This window comes from Streptomyces sp. SLBN-31, assembly GCF_006715395.1.
In the GTDB taxonomy this organism is placed as follows: domain Bacteria; phylum Actinomycetota; class Actinomycetes; order Streptomycetales; family Streptomycetaceae; genus Streptomyces.
Genome location: NZ_VFNC01000002.1, coordinates 1,171,647 through 1,195,701, shown reverse-complemented (window position 1 = coordinate 1,195,701; position 24,055 = coordinate 1,171,647). Strand labels below are relative to the sequence as shown.

The window sequence follows — 24,055 nt, the reverse complement described above, 5'->3', positions numbered from 1 at the left end:
GGACCCTCTGCCGACGGCGAAGCGGCTCAGTTCGCCGCGTAGTTGCGCAGGAACAGGGCCTCGGCCACCGACAGCCGCTCCAGTTCCTCGGGCGAAACGCTCTCGTTGACCGCGTGGATCTGCGCAACCGGCTCGCTCAGACCGATCAGCAGGATCTCCGCCTCCGGGTAGAGCGTGGCGAGCGTGTTGCACAGCGGGATCGAGCCGCCCTGGCCGGCGTACTGCATCTCCTGGCCGGGGTAGGCGACCGCCATCGCCCCCGCCATCGCCGCGTATGCCGGACTGGTGGTGTCGGCGCTGAACGGCTGGCCCTGACCGATCTGCTCGACGGCCACGCGGGCACCCCACGGGGTGTGCGCCTCCAGATGGGCCTGCAGCAGCTTGGTCGCCTCGGCCGCGTCCGCGCCCGGCGGCACCCGCAGGCTGACCAGCGCGCGGGCGCTCGCCTGCACGGACGGGGTGGCGCCGACGACCGGCGGGCAGTCGATGCCGAGGACGGTGACGGCCGGCCGCGCCCAGATGCGGTCGGCGACCGTGCCCGAGCCGATCAGCCGCACTCCGTCCAGCACCCTGGCGTCCTTGCGGAACTGCTCCTCGTCGTACTGCAGGCCCTCCCAGGGGCCGTCCGCGCTCAGCCCGTCGACCGTGGTCGAGCCGTCCTCCGCGCGCAGCGAGTCCAGTACGCGGATCAGCGCGGCCAGCGCGTCCGGGGCGGCGCCGCCGAACTGGCCCGAGTGCAGGTTGCCTTCGAGGGTGTCGACGCGGACTCGGAGCATCGTCATGCCGCGCAGGGTGGAGGTGACCGTCGGCAGGCCGACGCGGAAGTTGCCCGCGTCGCCGATGACGATGGTGTCGGCGGCCAGGAGGTCGGGGTGCTCCTCGGCGTACCGCTCCAGACCGCCCGTGCCCTGCTCCTCCGAGCCCTCGGCGATGACCTTCACATGGACCGGGACGCCGCCGTTGGCCTTCAGGGCGCGCAGCGCGAGCAGGTGCATGATCACACCGCCCTTGCAGTCGGCGGCCCCGCGCCCGTACCAGCGGCCGTCGCGCTCGGTCAGCTCGAAGGGCGGGGTGGCCCAGCCTGCCTCGTCCAGCGGGGGCTGCACGTCGTAGTGGGCGTAGAGCAGGACGGTCCTGGCGCCCTCGGGTCCGGGCAGGTGGCCGTAGACGGACTGGGTGCCGTCCGGGGTGTCCAGCAGGGCCACGTCCTGGAAGCCCTCGGCGGTCAGCGCGTCGGCGATCCAGCGCGCGGCGCCCTCGCTCTCGCTCCTGGGGAACTGGTCGAAGTCCGCCACCGACTTGAAGGCCACCAGTTCGGCGAGCTCGTCCCGCGCTCGCGGCATGAGCGAGGCGACGGTCTCGGCGACCGGATTCGACGACATGGGCACGCTCCTCGTGGGTGCGACGTTGTACAGGTGGATATCGGGATCCTCCCACAGTGGCCTGCGACGACGTCCGCCGTAGGATGCGGTGGACAGGTGCGGCAGCGGCTTGATCGGGAGCAGTAGACCATCGTGAGCAGCGAGAACTCTTCGGCGGACGACGTGCAGCGGGTGTGGGACGTCGTCGTGGTGGGCGCGGGACCCGCGGGGGCCTCGGCCGCCTACGCGGCCGCGGTGGCGGGACGGCGTGTGCTGTTGCTGGAGAAGGCGGAGCTGCCGCGCTACAAGACGTGCGGCGGCGGCATCATCGGGCCCTCGCGCGACAGCCTGCCGCCCGGCTTCGAGCTGCCGCTGCGGGACCGCGTGCACGCGGTCACCTTCTCCAACAACGGCCGCTTCACCCGCACCCGCCGCTCCCGGCAGATGCTCTTCGGGCTGATCAACCGGCCCGAGTTCGACCAGCAGCTCGTCGAGCACGCGCAGAAGGCGGGCGCCGAGCTGCGGACCGGCGTCACCGTGCAGCGCGTCGAGCAGCACGGCTCGGCGGTCCCCGACCGGCGCACGGTCGCCGTGGTCCTGCAGGGCGGCGAGACGCTGCTCGCCAGGGCCGTGGTCGGCGCGGACGGCAGCGCGAGCCGGATAGGAGCGCACGTCGGCGTCAAGCTCGACCAGGTGGACCTCGGCCTCGAGGCGGAGATCCCGGTGCCCGAGACCGTCGCCGAGGACTGGAAGGGGCGGGTCCTGATCGACTGGGGGCCGATGCCCGGCAGTTACGGCTGGGTGTTCCCCAAGGGGGACACGCTCACGGTCGGTGTGATCTCGGCCCGCGGCGAAGGCGCGGCCACCAAGCGGTACTTGGAGGAGTTCATCGGCCGGCTCGGTCTCGCCGGGTTCGAGCCGAGCATCTCCTCCGGCCACCTGACCCGCTGCCGGGCCGACGACTCGCCCCTGTCGCGCGGCCGGGTGCTGGTGTGCGGCGACGCGGCCGGACTGCTGGAGCCGTGGACGCGCGAGGGCATCTCCTTCGCGCTGCGCTCCGGGCGGCTCGCGGGAGAGTGGGCGGTGCGGATCGCCGAGGCGCACGACGCGGTGGACGCCCGGCGGCAGGCCCTGAACTACGCGTTCGCGATCAAGGCGGGGCTCGGTGTCGAGATGAGCGTCGGCAAACGGATGCTGACGGTCTTCGAGCGCCGTCCCGGTCTGTTCCACGCGGTGCTGACGGGGTTCCGGCCCGCGTGGAACGCGTTCAAGGAGATCACCCAGGGTTCGACGTCCCTCGGCGAGCTCGTGCGCACCCACCCGATGGCGCATCGCGCCCTGAGCGCGCTGGACCGGCGTCCGGCCGGCGGCGTGACGGCCGGCCCGGTGGGCGATGAGGGCGCCGAGGTCAGTTCGTGACGGTGATCCGGAAGACGGGGTGGTCGGCCGCGATGCGGCGCAGGTCGGCGTCGGGGGAGTCCGGGCCCACGCCGTTGAAGAAGACTCCGACCTCGGCCTTCCAGCGCTTGAGGTAGGCCCGCAGCAGCGGGACCTTGTCGTCGTCGGCGACCTCGACGGCGGTGAACACGTCCACGTTCTTGCCCAGGCGCAGTTCACCGCCGCCGGCGGCGCGCATGTTGTGCGTCCACTGGACGTGACCGCGCGGGGCGAGCAGGTACTGCTGCCCGTCGACGGTCAGCAGGTTGACGGGGGTGGTGCGCCACTCGCCGCTCTTGCGGCCGCGCACCGCCAGGACCCGGGAGCCCCAGACGCTGAGGCCGCGGCGGGTCATCCAGGCGACCGCGCGGTTGAAGACGTTGACGGTGAACCAACCGGGCTTCTGGACGTGGACGTGCGCGGACATGATGTCCCCCATGGAGTGGGTGAGCGGCGCTCTCTTTTGTGAGCGGTGCTCTCGGTTTTCCCTACGAGGAGCAGTCTGCACCGGATCGCCGATCCAAAGCAAGAGCACTGCTCTCTTTTTTGTGCAGCGCTCTCGTTTGTGTGCACTGCTCTGTTTTCGTGGCACACTGCCACGCATGAGTACCCCCCACAGCGCCCGCGCCCGAGCCCGGATCGAAGTCACCGCCGCCATCAAGGACGAGGCCCGCCGGCAACTCGCCTCGGAGGGCGCGACCAAGCTCTCGCTGCGGGCCGTCGCCCGCGAGCTGGGCATGGTCTCCTCCGCCCTCTACCGGTACTTCCCCAGCCGCGACGACCTGCTGACGGCGCTCATCATCGACGCCTACGACTCCCTGGGCGCGGCGGCCGAGGCGGCGGCCGAGGCCGTCTCCGACGCCAAGCCCACCCGGCGCTGGATCGCCGTCTGCGAAGCCGTACGCGCCTGGTCCCTCGCGCACCCCCACGAGTACGCCCTCATCTACGGCTCACCGGTGCCCGGTTACGTCGCCCCGCAGACCACCGTCCCCGCCGCCTCCCGGGTCGGCCTGCTGCTGATCGGCATCGTGCGCGACGCGATCAAGAACCCCGGCGTGACCTTCCCCCCGCTGGCCGCCGAACTGCGCCCGGAGGCCGAGCGCCTCGCCGCCGACATCGCCCCCGATCTGCCGCCCGAGGTCGCGGCGGCGCTGGTCGCCGCCTGGGCGCAGCTGTTCGGGCTGGTGGGGTTCGAGCTGTTCGGCCAGTTCAACCGGGTCGTCGAGGACCGGGAGGCGTTCTTCCGGCATGCCGCGGGCCAACTCGCCCTGGGCGTCGGACTCTCGGACCGCCCGTCGGCGAGGCGCTGAGGCGGCTGCCTCATGGATACGCCGGGCGAGGTCACCGACGCGGCCGGCCGCGCCCATCGACCTCGTCCCCCCGGGCGGGCGCGCCTCGTCGACCGAGGCGGCCGGACTCGTCGGGGCGGGCGCGCCCACTTCGGCCTGGGCGGCTGCGCCCGTTCGCTCGGGCAGGCGCGCGTATGTCAGCCAGGGCAGCCGTGCCTAGTCCACCGCGCAGCCGCGTATGGTTCGCCCCGTCGGGCAGCCGTGCCTCGTCCACCGCGCCGCCGTGCCTCGTCGACCGCGCTGCCGCGCCTCGTCGCCCCGTCAGGCCGTCGCGCCTCGATCCGGATGGGCGCGCCCACAGCGACCCCACCTGCCGCACTACCCGGTCGATGCGGATGTGCGCGCCCACAGCGACTCACCTGTCGTACTTCCCGGGGAGTACGTGTGATCACCTCGCCCGGCTGACGCCCACCGGGCGTGACGGCGTCTAGCGTGGCCGTCATGGACGAGCAGCAGGGCGTGCGCGGGGGCGGCCCGCCGTGGCGGGGGCGGCACGGGCCGCCGTGGGCCGCCCGCCGCGGCGAGGCGGAGCGGGCGGCCCGGTGGCCGTGGCGCTCCACCGTGCTGCTCACGGCCTTCGTGCTGTTCGGCTCCCATTTCGCCGCCCACCGGCAGCACGGCGAACGGGCGGATCTGGACGTCTTCGCATGGGCGCTGCTGCTGGTCGCGTCGGGGCTGCTCCTGTGGCGGCGCCGGTACCCGGTGGCGGTGGTGTTCGGCACGGCGGCCGCCGTGCTGGCCTACCTGGGTGCGGGGTATCCGTACGGGCCCGTGTTCCTCACCGTCGTCGTGGCCTGCTTCAGCGCCGTCGTCGCGGGGCACCGCAGGGCGGCCTGGGGCGCGGTCGGCATGCTGTGGGCGGGGCATGTGCTGGTGGCCCACTGGCTGTACCGATGGCTGCCGCCGGCCGGGGGCCACCCCGCGTCCTGGGCGCAGGAGGGCGTGATCGCCGCCTGGGTCGCGGCGGTCGTGGCGCTGGCGGAACTCGCCCGCGCCCGCCGTGAGCAGTGGGCCCGCGACCGGGCCGAACGGGCACAGGCGACGCGGCGCCGGGCCGACGAGGAGCGGCTGCGCATCGCCCGCGAACTCCACGACGTCCTCGCGCACAGCATCTCGGTGATCAACGTGCAGGCGGGTGTCGGCCTGGCTCTGCTCGACACCGACCCCGAGCAGGCGCGCGCCGCGCTCACGACCATCAAGTCCGCCAGCAAGGAGGCGCTCGGCGAGGTCCGCCACGTCCTCGACACGCTCCGTACGCCCGGAGACGCGCCGCGCGCGCCCGCGCCGGGCCTGGACCGGCTGCCGGAGCTGGTGCAGCAGGCGGCGAGCGCCGGTCTGACGGTGGACGTGGAGGGGGCGCCGCCGCGGCTCGCGCCGGGCACGGACCTGGCCGCGTTCCGCATCGTGCAGGAGGCGCTCACCAACGTCGTACGGCACTCCGGCTCACGGCACGCGCGCGTGCGCGTCGGCCACGATGCCGGGGCGCTGCGGCTGCGGGTCGACGACGACGGCCCCGCCACCGGCGCGGACGCCGGCGGCAGCGGCAACGGCCTGGCCGGAATGCGTGAGCGGGCCGCCGCCCTGGGTGGCACGATCGAGGCGGGCCCGCGCCCCGACGGGGGCTTCCGGGTGCTCGCCGTACTGCCGTTGAAGCCCGCGGCGAAGGAGGACGACCGGTGATCCGTGTACTGCTCGCCGACGACCAGTCACTGGTACGGGCAGGCTTCCGGGCGCTGCTCGACGCGCAACCGGACATCGAGGTGGCCGGGGAGGCCGCCGACGGCGAGGAGGCGCTGCGCAAGGTGGGTGAACTGCGCCCCGACGTCGTGCTGATGGACATCCGCATGCCGGTGCTGGACGGTCTTGCCGCGACCCGCCGCATCACCGGGGACACCGCTCCGGGCGAGGTGAAGGTGGTCATGCTGACCACGTTCGAACTCGACGAGTACGTCTTCGAGGCGATCCGCTCGGGCGCCTCGGGCTTCCTGGTCAAGGACACCGAACCGGAGGAACTGCTGCGCGCGGTGCGGGCGGTGGTCGAGGGGGACGCCCTGCTCTCCCCGGGGGTGACGCGGCGGCTGATCGCCGAGTTCGCGGCCCGCTCGAAGGAGCCCGCCGCCGTGGACGCCCTCGCCGAACTCACCGAGCGTGAACGGGAGGTGATGGCGCTGGTCGGCATCGGTCTGTCCAACGAGGAGATCGCCCGCCGCCTGGTCGTCAGCCCGCTCACCGCGAAGACCCACGTCAGCCGTACGATGGTCAAACTGGGCGCCCGCGACCGGGCCCAACTGGTGGTCCTCGCCTACGAGTCGGGACTGGTCCGGCCGGGCTGGCTGGGCTGAGCGCCACGCCGGAAATCCACCAGGACGTACACGACCCGGACGACGAACACGACCGGGGCGAGCGCCAGGCCCACCTGAAACAGCAGCGCCGACAGCAGGTCGGGCAGGCCGAAGAGGAACGCCGGGCCGACGACGGCCGCGAACACCAAGGCGGCCAGGAAAGCCGCACTGACCAGCGCGAATCCGACCTCCACGGTCAGTGCGTCCCGCTCGGCCTTGTGCGGCCGTCCCCCGTGCCCGTCCATCCGTTCAGTCTCACAGCCGTGCGCCCGGCGGGCAACCAACTCCCGCCGGGCGCAAGCATGGAGACTCCCTCTAGTCGCGTACGGGCACGCGATCCGCCTCCAGGGAGGTGGACTTGGCGACGACCACCGAGTGTGCCGGCCGGCGGGTGCGCAGGCCGGTGAGGGTGATGAGCAGGCCTGCCGCCGCGACCCCGGTGACGACCAGGAAGCCGGGCCGGTAGCTGTCCAGCACGCTCTGGGCGGTGGCGTGCTGCGGCGCGTGGGCGGTCACCACCGCTGTCACCACGGCCAGGAAGATCGCGCCGCCCACCTGCACCGAGGTGTTGAGCAGACCGGAGACCATGCCCTGCTCGTGGTCCTCGACGCCGTTCGTGGCCTGGATGTTGAGCGAGGGGAAGACCAGTGCGCAGGCCGCGCCGATGAGCAGCATCGACGGCAGGATGACGGCGGCGTAGACGGGGTCGAGATCGACGCGCAGGAACAGCGCGTACCCGAGCACCATCAGGGCGAAGCCCGCCGCGATCAGCCGCTGGGTGCCGAACCGGTCGACGATCGAGCCCACCTTGGTGGAGGACACCGCGACCAGCGCGCCCGCGGGCAGGAAGGCGAGCGCCGTGTGCAGCGCCGACCAGCCCAGCAGCGACTGCATGTAGAGGGTGGTCAGGAACTGGAAGCCGACGTACGAGCCGAAGAAGGCCACCGCGCCGAGCTGGGCGCGGATCTGGCTGCCGGAGCGCAGTACGCCGAGCCGGATCAGCGGGCCGGGGGAGCGGCGCTCGACCAGGACGAACACGGTCAGCAGGACGGCTACGGCCAGGAAGGACAGCAGGGTGCGGGCCGAGGCCCAGCCGGCCTGGGGTGCCTGCACGACGGTGAAGACCAGCAGCAGCATCGAGGCGGTGCCGAGAACGGCGCCGGGGATGTCGTAGCCGTTGTGGTCCTTCTCGCGTTCGCTGCGCGGCAGCAGCTTCAGGCCGGCCAGCAGCGCGATCAGGGCGATCGGCGCGGGCAGCAGCATGGTCAGGCGCCAACTGGCCTCCGTCAGCAGTCCGGAGAGGACCAGGCCCATGGAGAAGCCGGTGGCCGCGCAGGTGGTGTAGATCGACAGGGCGCGGTTGCGCAGCGGTCCCTCGGCGAAGGTCGTGGTGATGATGGACAGTCCCGCCGGTGCCGTGAAGGCGGCGCTGAGTCCCTTGACGAACCGGCTGGCGATCAGCAGCGGGCCGGAGTCGACGAGGCCGCCCAGCAGCGAGGCGAGCGCGAAGACACCCAGGGCGATCAGGAAGACCTGGCGCCGGCCGAGCAGGTCGGCGGTGCGGCCGCCGAGCAGGAGCAGACCGCCGTAACCCAGGATGTAGCCGCTGACGATCCACTGCAGGGTCGAGGTGGACAGGCCGAGGTCGGAGCCGATGGACGGCAGGGCGACGCCGACCATCGACACGTCGAGGGCGTCCAGGAACATCGCGGCGCACAGCACCAGCAGGGTGCCCCACAGCCGGGGAGTCCAGCGGACCGCCGAAACCGGGGCCGCGGGGTTGGTGAGCGGAGAGGTCATGTCCACAGACACTACATGCGCATGCATCGAATGCAAACGCATTTAATTCCAATGCAATGAATTCGTTTCTCTGCTACGGTGCGGCCATGGCGGCGAAGAAGGCCGAGCAGGCGCTCGTGGACCAGTGGCGGGACATCCTCGCGCTGCATGCCCGCACCCAGTGCGAACTCGACCGCGCACTGCACCGACACGGCCTGTGTGCCAGCGACTTCGAGGTGCTCGACGTGCTGTCCGGCGAGTCCTGCACCTACCGCGTGCAGGAGATCGCCGAGCGGGTCCATCTGAGCCAGAGCGCGTTGTCGCGCCTGATCGCCCGGCTGGAGAAGGACGGTCTGGTCGACCGCGCCATGTGCCCCGAGGACCGCAGGGGCGTGCGGGTGGCGCTCACGGAGAAGGGGCGCGCGCTGTACGGCGAGGTGCTGCCGGTACAGCGCGCGGTCCTGACGAAGATGCTGGCGGGCTGAGGGCTCTCGGCCTCAGACGGCGGACCTCTCGCGCCACAGCGCGGCGACCGAGGCGTCCCCGGTCACGCTCGGGAACGGCAGCCGGTTCCACAGGGACAGGTACAACTGCGCGGCGGGCCCGGCCACTTCGCAGTCGGCGGCACCGCTGTCGTCCCGCACGGTCACCGGCGGCTCGGCGGCCAGGCGTACGGTCCACACCGCGCCGTCGACGTCCGTCGCCCGAACCCGGAGGACCCGGGGCCGCTCGCTGCGGACCCTGCTCCTGGCGCGGGCGTGGAACCCCCTCAGCAGCTCGTCGACACCGTCCGCGGCGAACTCGCTCGCGATCTCGCCGGGCGCCCCGCCGCGTGCCGCCTCGGCGTCGATCCGGTGCACGGTCGTCTCGTGTGCCTGCCGCCGGGTCCAGAACGCGAGCGGGGACGGCGCGGGCAGGAAGTGCCAGCACTCCACGTCGGACGGGGCGGCGGCGAGGGTCTCGACGAGAGCCCGATGCCCCGCACGGAACCAGGCGAGCAGCTCGGCGCCGTCGAGCCCGGGCGGATCGCCCATGGGGCGGGGCGAGGCGTGCCCCTCGCCGACGAAGCCGGCCGCCCAGCGGTGCACCACCCCGGTGTGCCGCAGCAGATCCCGTACCGTCCAGTCCGGACAGGTCGGCACCTTGGCGTCGGTGCCGGCCCGCTCGGCGGCCGCGGCCAGCAGCCGGCCCTCCCGGTCCAGGGTCTCCAAGAACTCCGCTGTCTCCATGAGGGGATTGTGCCGGACGGAGCGCGGCCGGCCGAAGGCGACCGTTCCGTCAGCCGGTCGTCCGCACCGGGGCGCTGCCGCGCCCCCGGCTCCGGCCGCCGAGTTCGGCGTCGAACGTTTCCAGGGACACGCGCACGACCTCGGCGTACCCAGGCTCCCGCAGCCGCTTCCACATCTCCTCCTCGGAGACGTCCTCGACGCGGGCGACCACCCACCAGATGTGGCCGAAGGGGTCGCGCCCTGGGTCGTCACCGACGACACGGGGGCCTTCCTCGACGCTGCTCGGACATGACGGCCCTGCCTTTCCGGATCGCTCGCAGGACACCGACGCCAGGCGGCAAGTAGGCCGGGCTCCGTCCTGAATGACGGACGCCTGCGTACCGCCCCGGTCCGTCCCGTTAGCGTGGTGATCATGGAGGACTGGGACATACGGTCGGCGACGTGGGCGGATCTCGAGCCGGTGGTGGAGTTGCGGGCCGTGGTGATGCGGCCCCATCTGGAGCGACTCGGGCGGTACGACGAGCACCGGGTGCGGCAGCGGTTGCGGGACGGATTCGAACCGGCGCACACCTCGATCATCGAGGTCGACGGCGCGTTCGCCGGCTGCGTGGCCCTGCGGCCCGCCGAGGACGCGCACTGGCTGGAGCACTTCCTCCTCGACCCACCTCTCCAGGGGCGCGGCATCGGATCGGCGGTGCTGCGCGAACTGCTGGGACGGTGCGACCGTGCCGGTGTCCCCGTCCGCCTGAACGTGCTGCAGGGCAGCCCGGCGCGACGCCTCTACGAGCGGTTCGGCTTCGAGCCGCAGAGCGAGGACCCGGTCGACGTCTTCATGCTGCGCGCCCCGGCCCCCGCCCGGAACCCCTGAGGGCGGACGGCGGCCGGGATCCCCGAGGAGTCCCGGCCGGGCGTGGGCGAAGGGGCCGGGTCCGTCAGGCGGCCCCGGCGCGGGCCCGGAGCATGCGGGCGATGGCGTCCGAACGCTCCAGGAGGGTGGTGCGGACCACCGGGGGCGCCTCGGCGGAGGCCTGGCGGGCCTTGTCGAGGTAGTCGGCATCGACGGCGTACGGGGACAACAGGTGCCGGGTGTAGCCCATCGCCGGGATCATCCCGCCGACGTGCAGCTGGGGGATCGCCTCCAGGTACAGCTGGGTGTAGGGGGCCAGCAGATCGTCCTGGTCCGGGCGCCAGAAGGCCGTCGCGATCTGGCCGACCGCGGAGACGGGGACCTCGCGGTCCACGGCCAGCCGCTGCCAGACCTCGGCCTTCGCTGCGGCGTCGGGCCGGGCGGCGCGTACGGCGAGGGCGCGGATCCGGGCGTCGGGGTCCGGATCGTGTTCGAGCAGCAGCGCGGTCTCGGCGGCGACGTCCCCGCCCAGCTCCGCCTCGCGGACCAGCGCACGCCAGCGCAGGTCCACGTCGTCGCCCGCCCGCTCGCGCAGCCAGGCCAGGTCGTCCGGGCCCGTCGCGGTGCGGGCCAGACCGCGCAGCGCCACCTGCCGGCGGCCGGGGTCCGCGGCCAGTTCGCGACAGGCCGCGGCCACCGCCGCCGTCAGCCCGGCGCGCTCGGCGGGCGGCGCCCACAGTTCGGCGATGTTCGCGGCGAGGTCCAGATACGGCTCGATCACGGCGTCGGACGTCTCGGCCGACAGCACCGCGGTGACGCACCGTCCGGCCTCCGCCGCCGTGGCCTCGCCGGTGACCAGCATGTCCCACACCGTGGACACGGCCACGCCACGGGAGATGGCGGTGGGCAGCTGTGCCGCCGTACCGAAGAAGGCGTCCCTCGTCGTGGGGTCGGGGCGGGTCGTGGCGAAGGTGAGGTCGTCGTCGTTGACGAGCAGCAGGTCCGCGGTGGGCGGCAGGCCGGTCACGGGGGTCCGGGACCCGGTCACCTCGACGCGCACCAGCGCGGCGCGCTCCAGCGCCTCGCCGTCACCGCCCTTCCGCTGGTACGCGCCGACGGCCAGCACCTGCGGGCGAGGAGTGTCGGCGGCCACCAGCGTCACGCTCTCGCCGTCCCGCTCCAGGGAGAACCGGTCGGTGCCCGCCCTCTCCAGCCAGGCGGCGCGCCACGCGTCCAGGTCGCGCCCGCCGGCCTCGGCGAGGGCGTCGACGAGGTCCTGGAGCGAGGTGTTGCCCCAGGCGTGGCGGGCGAAGTAGGCGGCCATGCCCGCCCGGAAGCGGTCCTCGCCGACGTACGTCATGAGCTGCTGCAGGACGGAGGCGCCCTTGGGGTAGGTGATGCTGTCGAAGATGGACGCGGCCTGGGCGACGTCGTGGATGGGCTGGTGGATCGGGTGCGAGGCGGGACCCTGGTCGGCCAGGTACGCCCTGAGCTTGTCGGCCGCCAGATGGCCCGCCCACGCGTCGGTGTAGCGGGTGGCGCCCTCGGCTGCCCAGTGACAGGCGAACTCCGCGAACGCCTCGTTCAGCCACAGGTCGTCCCACCAGCGCATGGTGACGATGTTGCCGAACCACATGTGCGCCATCTCGTGCAGCAGCACGACGGCGAGCAACTCCCGCTCGGCGGGCGTCGGTTCGGCCCGCCGCAGGAAGGCGTCCGACCAGGTCACGCAGCCGTAGTTCTCCATCGCGCCGCCGAACTCCGGCATGAACACCTGGTCGTAGCGGCGCTGCGGGAACGGCATGGCGAAGGCCTCGCCGTAGAAGGCGAGGCCCTGGCGGGTGAGGGTGAAGATCTCGTCGGCGTCGCGGTCGAGGACCTCGGCGAGCGAGCGGCGGGCGTACAGGCCCAGGTCGCGGCCGTCGGCCTCGCGGCGGATCTCGTGGAAGGGGCCCGCGTTGACGACGGTGTTGTACACCGACAGCGGCGGGGTGTCCGGGTAGGTCCAGCGCCGGGACCCGCCCAGGTCCTCGACGCGGGCGTCACCGGAGTTGCTGGTCACGGTCCAGGCGGCCGGGGCCGTGACCGTGAAGGCGTGCGGGGCCTTGAGGTCGGGCTGGTCGAAGCACGCCCACACGAACCGGGCCTCGTCCGGCTCGAAGCTCATCCACACGTAGACCTCGCCGTCCGCGGGATCGACGGCCCGGTGCACCCCCGGACCGGCGGCCGTGTCGGACTGGACGCTCTCCACGCGCAGCACGTTGTGCCCGGCCAGGGCGGGCAGCGGGATGCGGCCGTCGTCACCGGGGGCGAGTGCGGCGCCGTTCAGCGTGGCGCCGCGCACCTGGGCCGCGCAGTCCACGAAGGTCTCGGCGCCCGCCTCGTGGCAGGTGAAGGTGATGGTGGAGACGCAGCGGACCTCCGGCCCGGTGGGCAGAGCGGTGAGGTCGATCTCCACGTCGTACCGCTCGACCGTGAGCAGCGCGGCCCGTCGCTCGGCTTCGCTACGGGTCAGGCTACGGATCCCCATGTGTTCTCCCTCGGCAGACAGCGGAGGTCAGAGTACGTCGGTCCGGGCAGGGGACCGCAGGCATTTTCGCCAGCCGGGGGTGCGCGCCCCGCGGGGCCTCGACTCCACATCGGACAGGGGCAGTTCACGGAAGGCGTCGAGGGTGAGGACGGCGTCCGGGGCGATGCCGCGCTCGGCGAGGAAGGCGCCGCGGGCCGGCACCGTGGCGGCCACCCGGCGGAACGGTCCCAGGACGCCCGGGGCGGAGAAGAGTGACGTGTCCGCGGCCAAATCCGTCAGGGCGGAGGCGATGCCGCTGGAGCGGTCGGGCAGAGCGGCGAACGCGGAGAGGAACCCCTGCGGATGAGCGCGGCGCCGCGAGTGGGCCGGGGCCGTGGCGGGGGCGTGAGGCGGCTGCCATCGGGTAGGTGCCAGGACACCAGGGAAGACACCGCCCCGCGGGAGATCCCATGAGCGTCACCCTCGTCCACCCCCGCCCGAAGTTCCACCCGGCCCCGCTCACCGAGCCGCCGCCGTCGGGCTACCTCCACCTCGCCGCGACGCTCCTGCCGTCGGCGGCCGGACCCGGCAGGCCGGGCCACCACCGCGACCGGGCGCTCCTGCTCGACATGCTGCGCGCCGAGGCCGAGGACCTGGCCAGCCTGGCCGAGGTCAAGCGGGCCAGCGTGTACCGGGCGGCCGCCACGGCACCGGCGATCGGCTGGAACCCACCGGACGGGCCGCCCCGCGCCCCCCACGACGTGGCCGTGCTCGTGGAGACCAGGACGCCGCAGGACATCCCGGCCGTGCAGCGCACCGCCGCCTACCGCGACCTGCGCAGACGACTCGAACACCACGGCCGGGAGATGCAGGTGCTCACCGCCCGCTGCGGCAAGTGCGTGGCCGACGTCGACCGCACCCGGCAGGGACTGTTCCTCTTCCACTACCTCGCCGGCGAGGACCCGCGACGCGTCGCCGAACTCTGGGAGCACCTCACCGGCTGGTACGCCACCGAGACCGGCCTGGACAACGCCCTGCTGCTCGAACCCCTCGACGCCGACGCCTCGCCCTACACCCACGTCGCCCACGCCCGCTGGGACCTCAGCCTGCCCGCCGCGGCGCTGCGCCAGTTCGGCAAGCCGAGCTTCTACCGCTTCCTGCGGCCCACGCTGCGGGAGAACCACACCACCGCGATACCGGTGCTGTACCACCTCGTACGACTGCGGGACCGCTGACCGCGTCCGGAACCGCCGGGCCGGGTCAGGGCGCCGTCGCCCGCCGGGTCGCGAAGCCGATGAGCGCGGCGACCGCGGCCAGTATCGCGACGCTGGTCAGCGCCGCGGGAAGCGAGAACCAGTCCGCCATGAAGCCGATGGCCGGCGGGCCCAGCAGCATGCCGCCGTAGCCGAGGGTGGAGGCGATCGCGACCCCGCTGGGGCCCGCGAGCGTCCCGGCGCGTTCCACGGCGACCGGGAAGAGGTTGGCGAGGCCGAGGCCGGTGACGGCGAAGCCCACCAGCGCCGCCCAGAGGGAGGGCGCCAGGGCCCCGGTCAGCATGCCGGCCGCGGCGGTGCTCCCGCCGACGACGACGGTACGGGTACGGCCGAGCCGTTCGAGCAGGGTCGTGCCGGTCAGCCGCCCGGCCGTCATGGCGAGCGCGAAGCAGGAGTACCCGAGGGCGGCGGCCCCGGGGGAGCCGCCGAGGTCCTGTTCGAGGTGCAGGGCGCCCCAGTCGGCCATGGCGCCCTCGCCGTACGCCGTGCACAGGGCGATGAGGCCGAAGACGACGACCAGCCCACGGGTGCGGGCGTCCGGTCGGCGTGGGCCGTCGTACGGGGCGTCGGCCGGCCGGTCGGCGGGTCGGGGCGGCTCGATGCGCAGCAGGGCGCGTCCGGCGACGGCGGTCACCAGCAGCCCGACGAGGGTCAGGCCGAATAGGTGCCACGCGGGGGAGAGCTGCCCGGCGACCAGCCCGCCGAGCCCGGCGCCGATCATGCCGCCCAGGCTGAACGCGGCATGGAAACTGGGCATGATCGGCCGGCGCAGTGTGGTGACGAGGTCGACGGCCGCGCTGTTGAAGGCGACGTTGATGCCGCCGTAGGCGGCGCCGAAGAGCAGGAGGACGAGGCCCAGGGCGAGCGCCGAGTGGGTGTGCGGGGGCAGCGCGACGCTCAGCGAGAGCAGGACGCCGCAGACGACGGTGACCGGGTGGCTGCCGAAGCGCCGGCAGAGGCGGCCGGTGAGCATCATCGTGACGACCGCGCCGGCGGAGACGCCGAGCAGGGCCAGACCGAGGGCGCTGGCGGAGGCGCCCGTCTGCTGTTTGATCGCGGGGATGCGGACGACCCAGCCGGCGAAGACGAAGCCGTCGAGGGCGAAGAAGACCGTGAGGACGACACGGAGCCGGGCGAGGTCGCTGCGGGGGCCCGGCACGGCGCTGTGCGATCGGGCTTTGTTTACTTGCGGCACAAACTCAGGCTAGGCGAGGTCCGACGGCGGGGACAAGGGCGGGGTTCGCATCCGGGAGGGAGGCGGCGTGGCTTCCGGGAGGGAGGTGGCTGGCTTTCGGGAGGGAGGCGGCGCGCTTTCGGGAGGGGGGCGGCTGGCTTTCGGGAGGGAGGTGGCTGGCTTTCGGGAGGGAGACGGCGCGCTTTTGGGAGGGAGGCGGCGTGGCTTCCGGGAGGGAGGCGGCTGGCTTCCGGGAGGGAGGCGGCGCGCTTTCGGGAGGGGGCGGCGCGCTTTCGGGAGGGGGCGGCTGGCTTTCGGGAGGGAGGCGGCACCCTTCCGGGAGGGAGACGGCACGCTTCCGGGAAGGACGCGGAGCGCTTTCGGGAAGGGCGCGGCGGCTTCCGGGAAGGGCACGGAAGCGGTAGATCCGCCCGGCCGGCGGGCAGAACGAGACCATGGAGCACTGCGAAGTCCCAACGAACGCGTGGAGGTGGTGACTTGACCGTCATCGTCGGCCTGGTCCATCGACGGCGCGTCCACCTCGCGGGCGATTCCGCGGGCAGCAGCGGCTCGCAGCTCACCATCCGCCGCGACCCGAAGGTCTTCACCAACGGCCCCTACGTACTCGGCTTCACCACCTCGTTCCGCATGGGCCAGCTCCTGCACCACGCCTTCCAGGCCCCGCACCCCGAGGGCGATCTCGACCGTTTCATGGTCACGACCTTCGTCGACGCGGTGCGCACCTGCCTCAAGGAGGGCGGATGGGCCCGCAAGGACTCCGAACAGGAACAGGCCGGCGCCTTCCTCGTCGGCGTCCAGGGCCGACTCTTCGAGATCCACGACGACTACCAGGTCGGCGAGCCCGCCGCGGGCTACGCAGCCGTGGGCTGCGGCGACGACCTGGCGCTGGGCGCCCTGCACGCCACGGCCGGGCTCGGCCTCAAGCCGCGCGAGCGCCTGACGGCCGCCCTGCGCGCGGCCGACCATCACAGCTCGTTCGTCTCCGCGCCGTACACCTTCGCCAGAACACCCCGCTGAATCCGCGCCCCTCCGCTCCCCGCCCGTGCGGCACGGCCGCGTAGGTGAGCGAGGCCCGCGGGGTGTTTGAGCGGCCCGGATGCGGCCACGCGACATATATGACCCAGTCGAAGCGTGAGACAGAGCGAAAGTACGCCGCTCCGTCGGCCGGCGACACGGCGTGGCTCCGCGAACTCACCGGCGCGGACGGCGTGGTGTCGGTCGTGGAGCGGGGTTCCGAGGACCTGGACGCCGTGTACCACGACACCGAGGACCTGCGCCTGGCCGGCGCGTCGGCCACGCTGCGGCGCAGGACGGGCGGGCCCGATGCCGGCTGGCACCTGAAGCTGCCCCTTGCCGGAGACAGCCGGGAGGAGGTCCAGGCGCCGCTGTCCCAGACGGTCCCGGACGACCTGCGCGACCTCGCCCTCTCCCGCACCCGCGGGGCGCCGCTGGCCCCCGTCGTCCGTGTCCGGTCCACCCGCAGCACCCGGCACCTCGTCGGTCCCGACGAGAAGGTGCTGGCCGAGCTGACCGTCGACAGCGTCCGCGCCGAGTCCCTGGGCGGCACCACCACCCTGGCCGCCTGGACCGAGATGGAGGTCGAGCTCGCCGAGGACGCCGATCCCGCGGTGCTGGACCTCGTGGAGAAGGCGCTGCGCAAGAGCGGCATCGAACGGGCGGCCCACCCCTCCAAGCTGGCCCGGGCCCTGGAGGAGACGGGACTCAGCGCGCCACGCCTGCCGGACGCCCGCGCCGAGCGGGTCGTACCCGGCTCGGCGGGAGACAAGGTCCTCCGCTACGTCGACGAGCAGGTGCGCACCCTCGTGGCCCTCGATCCCGCGGTACGGCGCGACCTGCCCGACTCGGTCCACAAGTTCCGCGTCGCCTGCCGCCGGCTGCGCAGCGTCCTGCGGTCGTACCGGTCCGTACTGGACCGGGAGATCACCGACCCGATCCGCGAGGACCTGAAATGGCTGGGCGGGGAGCTGGCCGAGGCCCGCGACCGCGAGGTCCTCGAAGAACGCCTCGACGCGCGCGTCGGCGCCGCGCCCCCGGAGCTGGTCCTCGGACCGGTCGCCGCCCGGCTGAAGGCGTGGCACGTCGCCGGTACCGCCGAGGGGCGCCGACGCACCCTCGACGCCCTGAACTCGCCCCGCTACCTCGCCCTGCTGGACTCCCTCGCCACGCTGACCCAGCAGCCCCCACTGCGCCGCAAGGCAGGCCGCAAGCCGCGCAAGGCGATGCCCAAGGCGATCCTCAAGGAGTACGACCGCCTGGCAGCGCGCATGGCGCACGCGCTGGACCTGCCGCCGGGGAAGGACCTCGACAAGGCCCTGCACGAGGCCCGCAGGGCCGCCAAGAAGACGCGCTACGCCACCGAACCTGCGCGTGCCTCGCTCGGCGCCCCCGCGAAGCGGCTCGGCAAACGCGTGAAGGCCGTGCAGAAGGTCCTCGGGGATCACCAGGACAGCGTCGTGGCACGTGACACCCTGCGGAAGCTGGCCGTGGCCGCGCACGCCGCGGGGGAGCCCGGTTTCACCTGGGGCCTGCTCTACGGCCAGGAGCAGGCCGCGGCCGCCGAGCGCGAGCGGCAGCTGCCGGCCGCCTGGGCGGACGCCTCGAAGCGACGCCTGCGCAAGCGACTCGCTCGCTGAATCCACGAGCCACCGCGAGCACGGTCGCCTACGGTCGAGGGCGACGACGCTTCGACTTGGGGGAGTGGCAATGGTTGCGACGATGCGAGCCGCGGTCTGTGTCCGGCCGGGCGGCCCGGAGGTGCTGGAGGTCCGTGAGCTGCCGGTGCCGGAGGTACGGGAGGGCTGGAGCCTGGTGCGGGTGAAGGGCGCGGGCCTCAACCGCTCGGAGCTGAGGACCCGTCAGGGGCACTCGCCGAGTGTGACGTTCCCGCGTGTGCTGGGGATCGAGTGCGTGGGAGTCGTGGCCGTCTCGACCGATCCGCGACTGCCCGAAGGCACCACCGTCGCGGCGGTGATGGGCGAGATGGGCCGGGAGTTCGACGGCGGCTACGCGGAGTACGCGCTGCTGCCGAACCCCCTTTTGATGCCGCTCGCCACCACCCTGCCCTGGGACGTCCTGGCCGCGCTGCCCGAGACGTACCTGACCGCCCGGGGCTCCCTGGACGCCCTGGGCATCGAACCGGGCGTCCCGGGACGGTTGTTGATCCGCGGCGGCACCTCCTCGGTGGGGATGGCGGCCGCGTCCATCGCGGCCGGGCACGGGCTGGAGACCGCCGCCACGACCCGGCGCCCGGACAAGGCGGACGCGCTCACCGCGGCCGGCGTCGACCACGAACTCCTGGACGACGGGGAGCCGTTGGAGAAGAGGCTGCGCGAGATCTGGCCCGAGGGCCCCGACCATGTGCTGGACCTGGTCGGGGCGGACACGCTCGTGGACTCACTGCGACTGGTGCGCCGGGGCGGCACGGTGTGCATGTCGGGCTCGCTCAGCGGCTGGCTGATCCCGGACTTCGAGCCGATCGCCATGATCCCGTCCGGCACCCGGCTCACGGCCTTCCACAGCGACGACATCAAGGGCAGCGCCGGGGCGTCCGTGCTCCAGCGGGTCGTCCGGGAGGTCGAGGCCGGCACCTACCGGCCCAACGTGCACCGTGTGTTCGCCCTGGACGAGATCGTCACCGCCCACCGGTACATGGAGGAAGACCAGGCCGCAGGCAAGCTCGTGATGCTGCCCTAAGAGGCAGACACTTCAGGGAATTTCGTACGGCGCCGGGGCCGACGTCGGCGCACGCGCAATCGGCGCCCTCCGCGGCGGCGCGCAGGGCACTGCTCAGCGCCGACTACCGGGGATCCACCTGGATCTTCGGTCCCGCCCCGGCTCCGGGCGGTCGTTCTCCCGCCAGTACCGCGCCGACCTCCGTCAGCCCCACCGTCGCCGCCACCAGCGGCCGGGGATCCACCGCCCCCTCGGCGTACGCCCGGATGGTGGCGGCCAGGCCGGGGGAGGCGGACAGGATGCCGATCGCGGTCACGTCCTTCAGGACGAGCGCGCGGGTGTCGACCCGGCTGGGTCCGCCGGACAGTCCTATGCAGACCACGCGACCGGCCGGCTCCACCAACTCAACCGCCCTGCGCGGCAGATGGGCCGCGTTCGTGGCGTCGACGACCGCGTCGAAGGGAAGGCCGGGGACGGAGTCCTCCGGCCACACGTGCGCGAAACCCAGGTCGCGTGCGAACGACAGGGACGCTTCCGTGAGACCGGCGAGGTGCACCTCCGCGCCGGTGACGCGCAGGAACATCGCGGTCAGCAGCCCGATCGTCCCCGGACCCAGGACGAGCGCCCGGTCGCCGGGGCCCACGGCCGTGGCCCGAGCGGCGCGCAACGCGTTGCCGCCAGGCTCCACGAGGGCCCCGAGCGTGGCGTCGACGGAGTCGGGCAGGGCGTGCAACGAGGAGGCGGGCACGGCCAGTTGCTCCGCCAAGGCGCCGGGCCGGCCGGCGCGGACGCCGACCTCCTGCCGCCTCTCGCACACGTGCTGCAGGCCCCGTAGGCAACGGCGGCAGCCACCGCAGCCGAGCATCGTGTCGCCCATGACCCGGCGGCCCAGCCACGCGGGGTCGACGCCCTCGCCCACCGCCGCGACCCGGCCCGCCCACTCGTGCCCCAGCCGCATCGGATACGCCGAGTGCCCCTGGTGGAGATAGGCCATCGCGCCGGTGAAGAACTCCATGTCCGTCCCGCAGACGCCCACCCGCTCCACGTCCACCACGACCTCAACGGGCCCGGCCACCGGCGCCGCGACCTCCAGGACTTCGTACGCCCCGGGCGCGGTCAGCACGAAAGCCCTCACCGGGGCGTGTCCGCCGGGCCCACAAGAAGGCTCCCCCCGGCGGCGGTTGGGCCGCGCGCGCCGCGGGCTGTCGTGGTGTCGTATGTCTGCGTGTGCCTCATGGTGATCGAGAATGTAGACGGTCCGCGCCCACGGCCGGAAGGGCTCGGTGCTGACCCTCCGCATGGCGGGTTTCAGCGGCTGCGAGGTGGGCCGGGAGCCGCTGAAGCCCACCTCGGAGCCGCCGTACGGGAATCAGGCGGTGTGCAGCGTCAGCCCGTACCGGTTGAGGATCTCGTTGACGGGCTGGTACCAGGTCTCGCCGCCGGAGCTGCAGTTGCCCCAGCCACCGGAGGTGACGCCCTGTGCCTGGTCACCGCTGATGAACGAGCCGCCGGAGTCGCCCGGTTCGGCGCACACGCTCGTCTTCGTCATCTGGTGGACGGCGCCCTGGCTGTAGTTGACCGTCTCGTTCTTGGCCAGGACGGTGCCGCAGTGCCAGTGGCTGGTGGAGCCGGAACGGCAGATCGAGGCGCCGACCGGGGCCTCGGCGGAGCCGCGGACCAGCTGGTCGGAGACGGTCCCCCAGCCGAGCACGACCGGGACGGTCCACCAGCCGCTGCCGACGTTCACCCAGGCGTAGTCGTTGTCCGGGAACGAGGAGCCCTGGAAGTTGCCTATGTAGGAGCGGTCCCAGCCGTACACCGCGCCGGTGTGCTGGTCGCAGTGCCCGGCGGTGATGAAGCCGCCGTAGACCGAGAAGCCGATGGAGCAGCGGACGTTGCCGGTGTAGTACGGGTCGCCGCCCACGGTTCCGGCGGCGAAGGTGCGCGGCGCCGCGGCGGTCTCCTCGACGGCGACGGGCCCGGCCTGACGGGCGCGGGCGAGGAACGCGCGGACATCGTTGTCACCGCGGTGTGCGGCTACGACGTCCACGACCACCTTGTTGGCTCTGGGGTCGACGTACCAGCTGCCGACCCCGGCGGGCGCGGACAGAGCGTCGATGTGCGCCTTCGTCGCGTCCAGGCGGCGTGCGCTGTGCTCCACGATCCGCACGGTCGCGCCGGTCGCGCGGACGGCCTCGGTGTTCGCGCCGCGGGTGACGGCGACGGTGAGCCTGCCGGTGGCCGGGGCGAACCAGGAGCCGCCGTAGGAGGTTCCCGCGGCTCGCTTTGCCTTGCGTTCCACGGCCGTGGCGGTCTTCTCGGCAGCCAGCCGGGCCCTGGCCTGTTCGTCGGTGAGGCCGAGGTCGTGCCGCATCGCGGTGAGGAGGGAGGCGGAGGCGGGTGCCTCGGAGGAGGAGCGCGCGGGGGAGTCCGCGGCGGAGGCCGGAAGGCTGCTCGCGGTGGCCCAGGTGCCGAGCAGGAGGAGCGCGGACAGGCCGGTGCGCAGGGATGTGATGCGTCTCAAGGGGGTGCCCCTTCGTTGTTCCAGCGGAGTGGGGGTGGAACAGCAGAACGGTGAGAGCGCTCTCAGGGGGGTGCGCCGCAGATCCTAGTCGGTGATCATGGTCAGGTCTATGCCAATGTCCGACGGAAGTCGAGGAATTGGCGGCCGGGGGCTTGGGGCGCGGTCACTCCTCTTCGAGCAGCCGGTCGTCCAGGTGGGCGCCGTAGAACGCGCTCTGACGGGTCATGATGTCGCGCATCGGCGTGCCCCGCGGCACCCCGTACACCGTCCCCGGGAAGTCCAACTCGCGCTGCACCTGCCACAGTTCCTCGTGCTGTTCCGGTGCGAAGAGCCGTGCCGGGTCGCCCGCCGCGATCCAGCCGATGGGGACCACGGTGCCGGGCGCGAGCCGGGAGCCCACCTGCAGCACGCTGTTGATGCGCAGTTCGGCTCCCGCGCCGGCCACCGAACCCGGGAACAGCGAGGCACCCGTGGCCACGAAGACCTCGTCCTCGACGACGGCGCCGTTGACATGGGTGTGCGGGCCGATCAGCACGGCGTCGCCGATCACCGCCGGATGCTGGGCCCGTCCGCGCACGAGGGCGTGTTCCATGACCACCGTGTCCACGCCGACGCGCACCTCCCCGTCCTCGGCCGTCAGTACCGCGCCGTGCAGCACCCGGGCGCCCTCACCCAGGACGACCGCCCCGCACAGGGTGGCGCTGGGCGCCACGTACGCGGAATCGGGGACGAGCGGGCGCCGCCCGCGGTGTTCGATCAGCATGGGCGGTGAGCCCCCTTCCGTGCCGTGAGTGGTCCGATGCGCGCAGACTAACCCGGCAGCGGCGCGGCACGCTGGGGAAAACCCCCGGGTGAGACGGGGGACGGCCGTGTTCCGCCGGGAGGTGCCCGTCCGTAGCGTCGCGTCCGTGACCACGACCGGCCGTGGCCAGGGAGCGCCTGGGCGCGGCCGGCGAGCCGGTGGCCGACCCCGGCCGGGTGCGCCAAGTGGTCGAACTGGCACACCGCAACGCCACCGAAGCCATGACCGAGCTGCGCGACCTCGCCCGCGGCCTCCACCTGCCCGTCCTCGACGGCGGTCCGCCCGACGACCTGGCCACCCTCGCGGCGCGCAGCGGCCTCCCCGTCGAGCCGGCGGTCGACGTGCCCGAGCGGCCCACCCCCGCCATGGAGACCATCGCCTACTTCTGCGCCGCCGAACTGCTCACCAACGTCATCAGGCACAGTGGCGCCCGCCGAGCCGTACTGGACGTCACCCGGAGGCACGGCGCGCTGCGGCTGTGCGTCACCGACGACGGGCGCGGCGGAGCGCGAGCGGGTTCCGGCAGCGGTCTGACCGGGCTGACGCAGCGCGTCCGTACGGTCGACGGCACGCTGGAGATCAGCAGTCCGGTGGGCGGGCCGGCGACGGTGACGGTGGTGCTGCCGCTGCATGCGTGAGTAGCCTGCGGCAGTATGACGCGCGTCTGGTTGCCGCCCCTGCTGTTCGTGCTGTGCGGTTCGGCCCTGGCGACGGACCTCGCCCTCGAGGGCAGCCCCGTCGAGGCCACGGCACTGCTGCTGGTGTTCCTGGCGTTGGCGGCGGTCAACTCGCCCCTGATCTTCCCGAGGTCGGTCGACGCGCAGGAGGCACAGCGCCGCAGCGCCGCCGACGGACGCCCCGTCGTCTACTGGAGGCCGGGCTGCGCGTACTGCGTGCGGCTGGGCCGCCGGGCCCGTCGGCTGCACTGGGTCGACATCCGGCGCGACCCCGCCGGGGCGGCGGTGGTGCGGGCCGCCAACGGCGGCGACGAGACCGTGCCGACCGTCGTCGTGGCGGGCCGGCCGCACATTAACCCCGATCCGGAATGGGTGCGCCGACAGCTCTCCTCGGCTACGTGACCGGCCTCGCCGCACGGCTGTCGCACGTCTACTGGATCGGCGGCGGCAGCGGGGCCGGGAAGTCGACGGTCGCCCGCCGGCTCGCCGACCGCCACGGCTGGCGGCTGTACTCGACCGACGACGCGATGCCGGACCACGCCGCCCGGACCACACCCGACGAAGCGCCCTTCCTGCACGCGTTCATGGCCATGGACATGGACGAGCGCTGGGTGAACCGGCCTCCGCGCGTCATGCTGGAGACCTTCCACTGGTTCCGCGGCGAGGGCTTCGGGCTGATCGTCGAGGACCTGCTGCGCCTGCCGCGCCGGCCCTGCGTCGTCGTCGAGGGTTTCCGGTTGCTGCCGCACCTCGTGCAGCCGCTCCTCGCCGATCCCGACCACGCGGTCTGGCTCCTTCCCACCCCGGACTTCCGCCGGGCCGCCTTCCGCAGCCGAGCGGCGCCCGGTGAAGGGTTCCTGTGGAGGACCAGCGATCCGGAGCGGGCCGGCCGCAACCTCGCCGAACGCGACGGCCTGTTCACGGAACACCTGCGGGAGGAGACCGAGCGGCTGGGTCTGCGCGCGGTTCCGGTCGACGCCACCATGACGCGGGACGCCCTCACCGAGGTGCTGACAGCGGCGTTCCGGCTCTGACCG

The 24,055-nt window shown here is 73.2% G+C and carries 24 protein-coding genes and 1 pseudogene; 13 read left to right on the top strand and 12 right to left on the bottom strand.

Translation table 11 applies throughout. The features are described from left to right. Positions 1-26: 26 nt before the first annotated feature. Positions 27-1,382: a dipeptidase gene (locus FBY22_RS25450; RefSeq protein ID WP_142149673.1), complete on the bottom strand. Its 1,356-nt coding sequence runs from the start codon at positions 1,380-1,382 to the stop codon at positions 27-29. A gap of 132 nt (positions 1,383-1,514) precedes the next feature. Between FBY22_RS25450 and FBY22_RS25445 the strand changes: the two genes are divergently transcribed. Continuing rightward, positions 1,515-2,780 (top strand): geranylgeranyl reductase family protein, encoded by a 1,266-nt coding sequence (locus FBY22_RS25445; protein WP_142149671.1) that lies wholly within the window; start codon positions 1,515-1,517, stop codon positions 2,778-2,780. Here the strand turns inward: FBY22_RS25445 and FBY22_RS25440 are convergent. Further along, positions 2,770-3,225 carry a nitroreductase family deazaflavin-dependent oxidoreductase gene (locus FBY22_RS25440; protein WP_142149669.1) on the bottom strand — a complete coding sequence of 152 codons (456 nt, stop codon included), beginning with the start codon at positions 3,223-3,225 and terminating at the stop codon, positions 2,770-2,772. The genes FBY22_RS25445 and FBY22_RS25440 overlap by 11 nt on opposite strands. 175 nt (positions 3,226-3,400) lie before the next feature. Between FBY22_RS25440 and FBY22_RS25435 the strand changes: the two genes are divergently transcribed. The 3 genes from FBY22_RS25435 (at position 3,401) to FBY22_RS25425 (ending at position 6,489) form a co-directional block, all read left to right on the top strand. Continuing rightward, positions 3,401-4,108 (top strand): TetR/AcrR family transcriptional regulator, encoded by a 708-nt coding sequence (locus FBY22_RS25435; RefSeq protein ID WP_142149667.1) that lies wholly within the window; start codon positions 3,401-3,403, stop codon positions 4,106-4,108. A gap of 480 nt (positions 4,109-4,588) precedes the next feature. Continuing rightward, positions 4,589-5,827, top strand: coding sequence for a sensor histidine kinase (locus FBY22_RS25430; RefSeq protein WP_142149665.1), 1,239 nt, complete (start codon positions 4,589-4,591; stop codon positions 5,825-5,827). Further along, positions 5,824-6,489, top strand: a complete 666-nt coding sequence (locus FBY22_RS25425; protein ID WP_142149663.1) for a response regulator transcription factor — start codon at positions 5,824-5,826, stop codon at positions 6,487-6,489. Before FBY22_RS25430 ends, FBY22_RS25425 begins: the two co-directional genes overlap by 4 nt. Here the strand turns inward: FBY22_RS25425 and FBY22_RS25420 are convergent. Both FBY22_RS25420 and FBY22_RS25415 read right to left on the bottom strand, forming a co-directional pair. After that, on the bottom strand, positions 6,450-6,734 hold the full coding sequence (locus tag FBY22_RS25420) for a DUF6332 family protein (RefSeq protein ID WP_142149661.1): 285 nt from the start codon (positions 6,732-6,734) through the stop codon (positions 6,450-6,452). The genes FBY22_RS25425 and FBY22_RS25420 overlap by 40 nt on opposite strands. A gap of 70 nt (positions 6,735-6,804) precedes the next feature. After that, positions 6,805-8,289, bottom strand: coding sequence for an MFS transporter (locus tag FBY22_RS25415; RefSeq protein ID WP_142149659.1), 1,485 nt, complete (start codon positions 8,287-8,289; stop codon positions 6,805-6,807). Between the two features lie 86 nt (positions 8,290-8,375). Here FBY22_RS25415 and FBY22_RS25410 point away from each other — a divergent pair, with 86 nt between their 5' ends. After that, entirely contained in the window at positions 8,376-8,753 is a 378-nt protein-coding gene (locus FBY22_RS25410) for a MarR family winged helix-turn-helix transcriptional regulator (RefSeq protein WP_142149657.1), read from the top strand. Between the two features lie 12 nt (positions 8,754-8,765). Here the strand turns inward: FBY22_RS25410 and FBY22_RS25405 are convergent, their stop codons facing one another. Then, entirely contained in the window at positions 8,766-9,497 is a 732-nt protein-coding gene (locus FBY22_RS25405) for a maleylpyruvate isomerase family mycothiol-dependent enzyme (RefSeq protein ID WP_142149655.1), read from the bottom strand. A 49-nt stretch (positions 9,498-9,546) separates the two neighbouring features. Further along, positions 9,547-9,735, bottom strand: a pseudogene (locus FBY22_RS25400) (VOC family protein); the annotation flags it as partial. Between the two features lie 174 nt (positions 9,736-9,909). Here FBY22_RS25400 and FBY22_RS25395 point away from each other — a divergent pair. After that, on the top strand, positions 9,910-10,365 hold the full coding sequence (locus FBY22_RS25395) for a GNAT family N-acetyltransferase (protein ID WP_142149653.1): 456 nt from the start codon (positions 9,910-9,912) through the stop codon (positions 10,363-10,365). 64 nt (positions 10,366-10,429) lie between these two features. Here FBY22_RS25395 and pepN read toward each other — a convergent pair whose 3' ends face one another. Together pepN and FBY22_RS25385 are read right to left on the bottom strand one after the other, a co-directional pair. Continuing rightward, positions 10,430-12,874, bottom strand: a complete 2,445-nt coding sequence (gene pepN / locus FBY22_RS25390; protein WP_142149651.1) for an aminopeptidase N — start codon at positions 12,872-12,874, stop codon at positions 10,430-10,432. Between the two features lie 27 nt (positions 12,875-12,901). Next, positions 12,902-13,087, bottom strand: coding sequence for a hypothetical protein (locus tag FBY22_RS25385; protein ID WP_160159935.1), 186 nt, complete (start codon positions 13,085-13,087; stop codon positions 12,902-12,904). Between the two features lie 236 nt (positions 13,088-13,323). Between FBY22_RS25385 and FBY22_RS25380 the strand changes: the two genes are divergently transcribed. Beyond that, positions 13,324-14,088, top strand: a complete 765-nt coding sequence (locus FBY22_RS25380; RefSeq protein ID WP_142149647.1) for a hypothetical protein — start codon at positions 13,324-13,326, stop codon at positions 14,086-14,088. 25 nt (positions 14,089-14,113) lie between these two features. Here the strand turns inward: FBY22_RS25380 and FBY22_RS25375 are convergent, their stop codons facing one another. Then, complete coding sequence (locus tag FBY22_RS25375; RefSeq protein ID WP_142149645.1) at positions 14,114-15,286, bottom strand: MFS transporter; 1,173 nt, start codon at positions 15,284-15,286, stop codon at positions 14,114-14,116. Positions 15,287-15,799: 513 nt separating this feature from the next. On the opposite strand from FBY22_RS25375, the gene FBY22_RS25370 reads away from it, so the two are divergent. The 3 genes from FBY22_RS25370 (at position 15,800) to FBY22_RS25360 (ending at position 19,036) form a co-directional block, all read left to right on the top strand. After that, the gene (locus FBY22_RS25370) at positions 15,800-16,339 is read left to right on the top strand and encodes a hypothetical protein (protein WP_142149643.1); all 540 of its coding nucleotides are present in this window, start codon (positions 15,800-15,802) and stop codon (positions 16,337-16,339) included. Positions 16,340-16,437: 98 nt separating this feature from the next. Continuing rightward, complete coding sequence (locus tag FBY22_RS25365) at positions 16,438-17,976, top strand: CYTH and CHAD domain-containing protein (RefSeq protein WP_142149641.1); 1,539 nt, start codon at positions 16,438-16,440, stop codon at positions 17,974-17,976. Positions 17,977-18,046: 70 nt separating this feature from the next. Then, complete coding sequence (locus FBY22_RS25360) at positions 18,047-19,036, top strand: zinc-binding dehydrogenase (RefSeq protein WP_142149639.1); 990 nt, start codon at positions 18,047-18,049, stop codon at positions 19,034-19,036. Between the two features lie 103 nt (positions 19,037-19,139). Here FBY22_RS25360 and FBY22_RS25355 read toward each other — a convergent pair whose 3' ends face one another. The 3 genes from FBY22_RS25355 to FBY22_RS25345 form a co-directional block, all read right to left on the bottom strand. Then, positions 19,140-20,150, bottom strand: coding sequence for a zinc-binding dehydrogenase (locus tag FBY22_RS25355; protein WP_260845122.1), 1,011 nt, complete (start codon positions 20,148-20,150; stop codon positions 19,140-19,142). 234 nt (positions 20,151-20,384) lie between these two features. Then, complete coding sequence (locus FBY22_RS25350; protein WP_174267263.1) at positions 20,385-21,539, bottom strand: S1 family peptidase; 1,155 nt, start codon at positions 21,537-21,539, stop codon at positions 20,385-20,387. Between the two features lie 163 nt (positions 21,540-21,702). Then, positions 21,703-22,302, bottom strand: a complete 600-nt coding sequence (locus tag FBY22_RS25345; protein ID WP_142149635.1) for a gamma carbonic anhydrase family protein — start codon at positions 22,300-22,302, stop codon at positions 21,703-21,705. Between the two features lie 161 nt (positions 22,303-22,463). Between FBY22_RS25345 and FBY22_RS25340 the strand changes: the two genes are divergently transcribed. From FBY22_RS25340 to FBY22_RS25330, 3 genes are read left to right on the top strand one after another with little or no spacing between them, the layout of a single operon-like run. Next, positions 22,464-22,979: a sensor histidine kinase gene (locus FBY22_RS25340; protein ID WP_260845121.1), complete on the top strand. Its 516-nt coding sequence runs from the start codon at positions 22,464-22,466 to the stop codon at positions 22,977-22,979. 15 nt (positions 22,980-22,994) lie between these two features. Continuing rightward, positions 22,995-23,420, top strand: a complete 426-nt coding sequence (locus FBY22_RS25335) for a hypothetical protein (protein WP_142149633.1) — start codon at positions 22,995-22,997, stop codon at positions 23,418-23,420. Beyond that, positions 23,417-24,052: a hypothetical protein gene (locus tag FBY22_RS25330; protein WP_260845120.1), complete on the top strand. Its 636-nt coding sequence runs from the start codon at positions 23,417-23,419 to the stop codon at positions 24,050-24,052. The genes FBY22_RS25335 and FBY22_RS25330 overlap by 4 nt, the downstream gene beginning before the upstream one ends. Positions 24,053-24,055 lie beyond the last annotated feature (3 nt).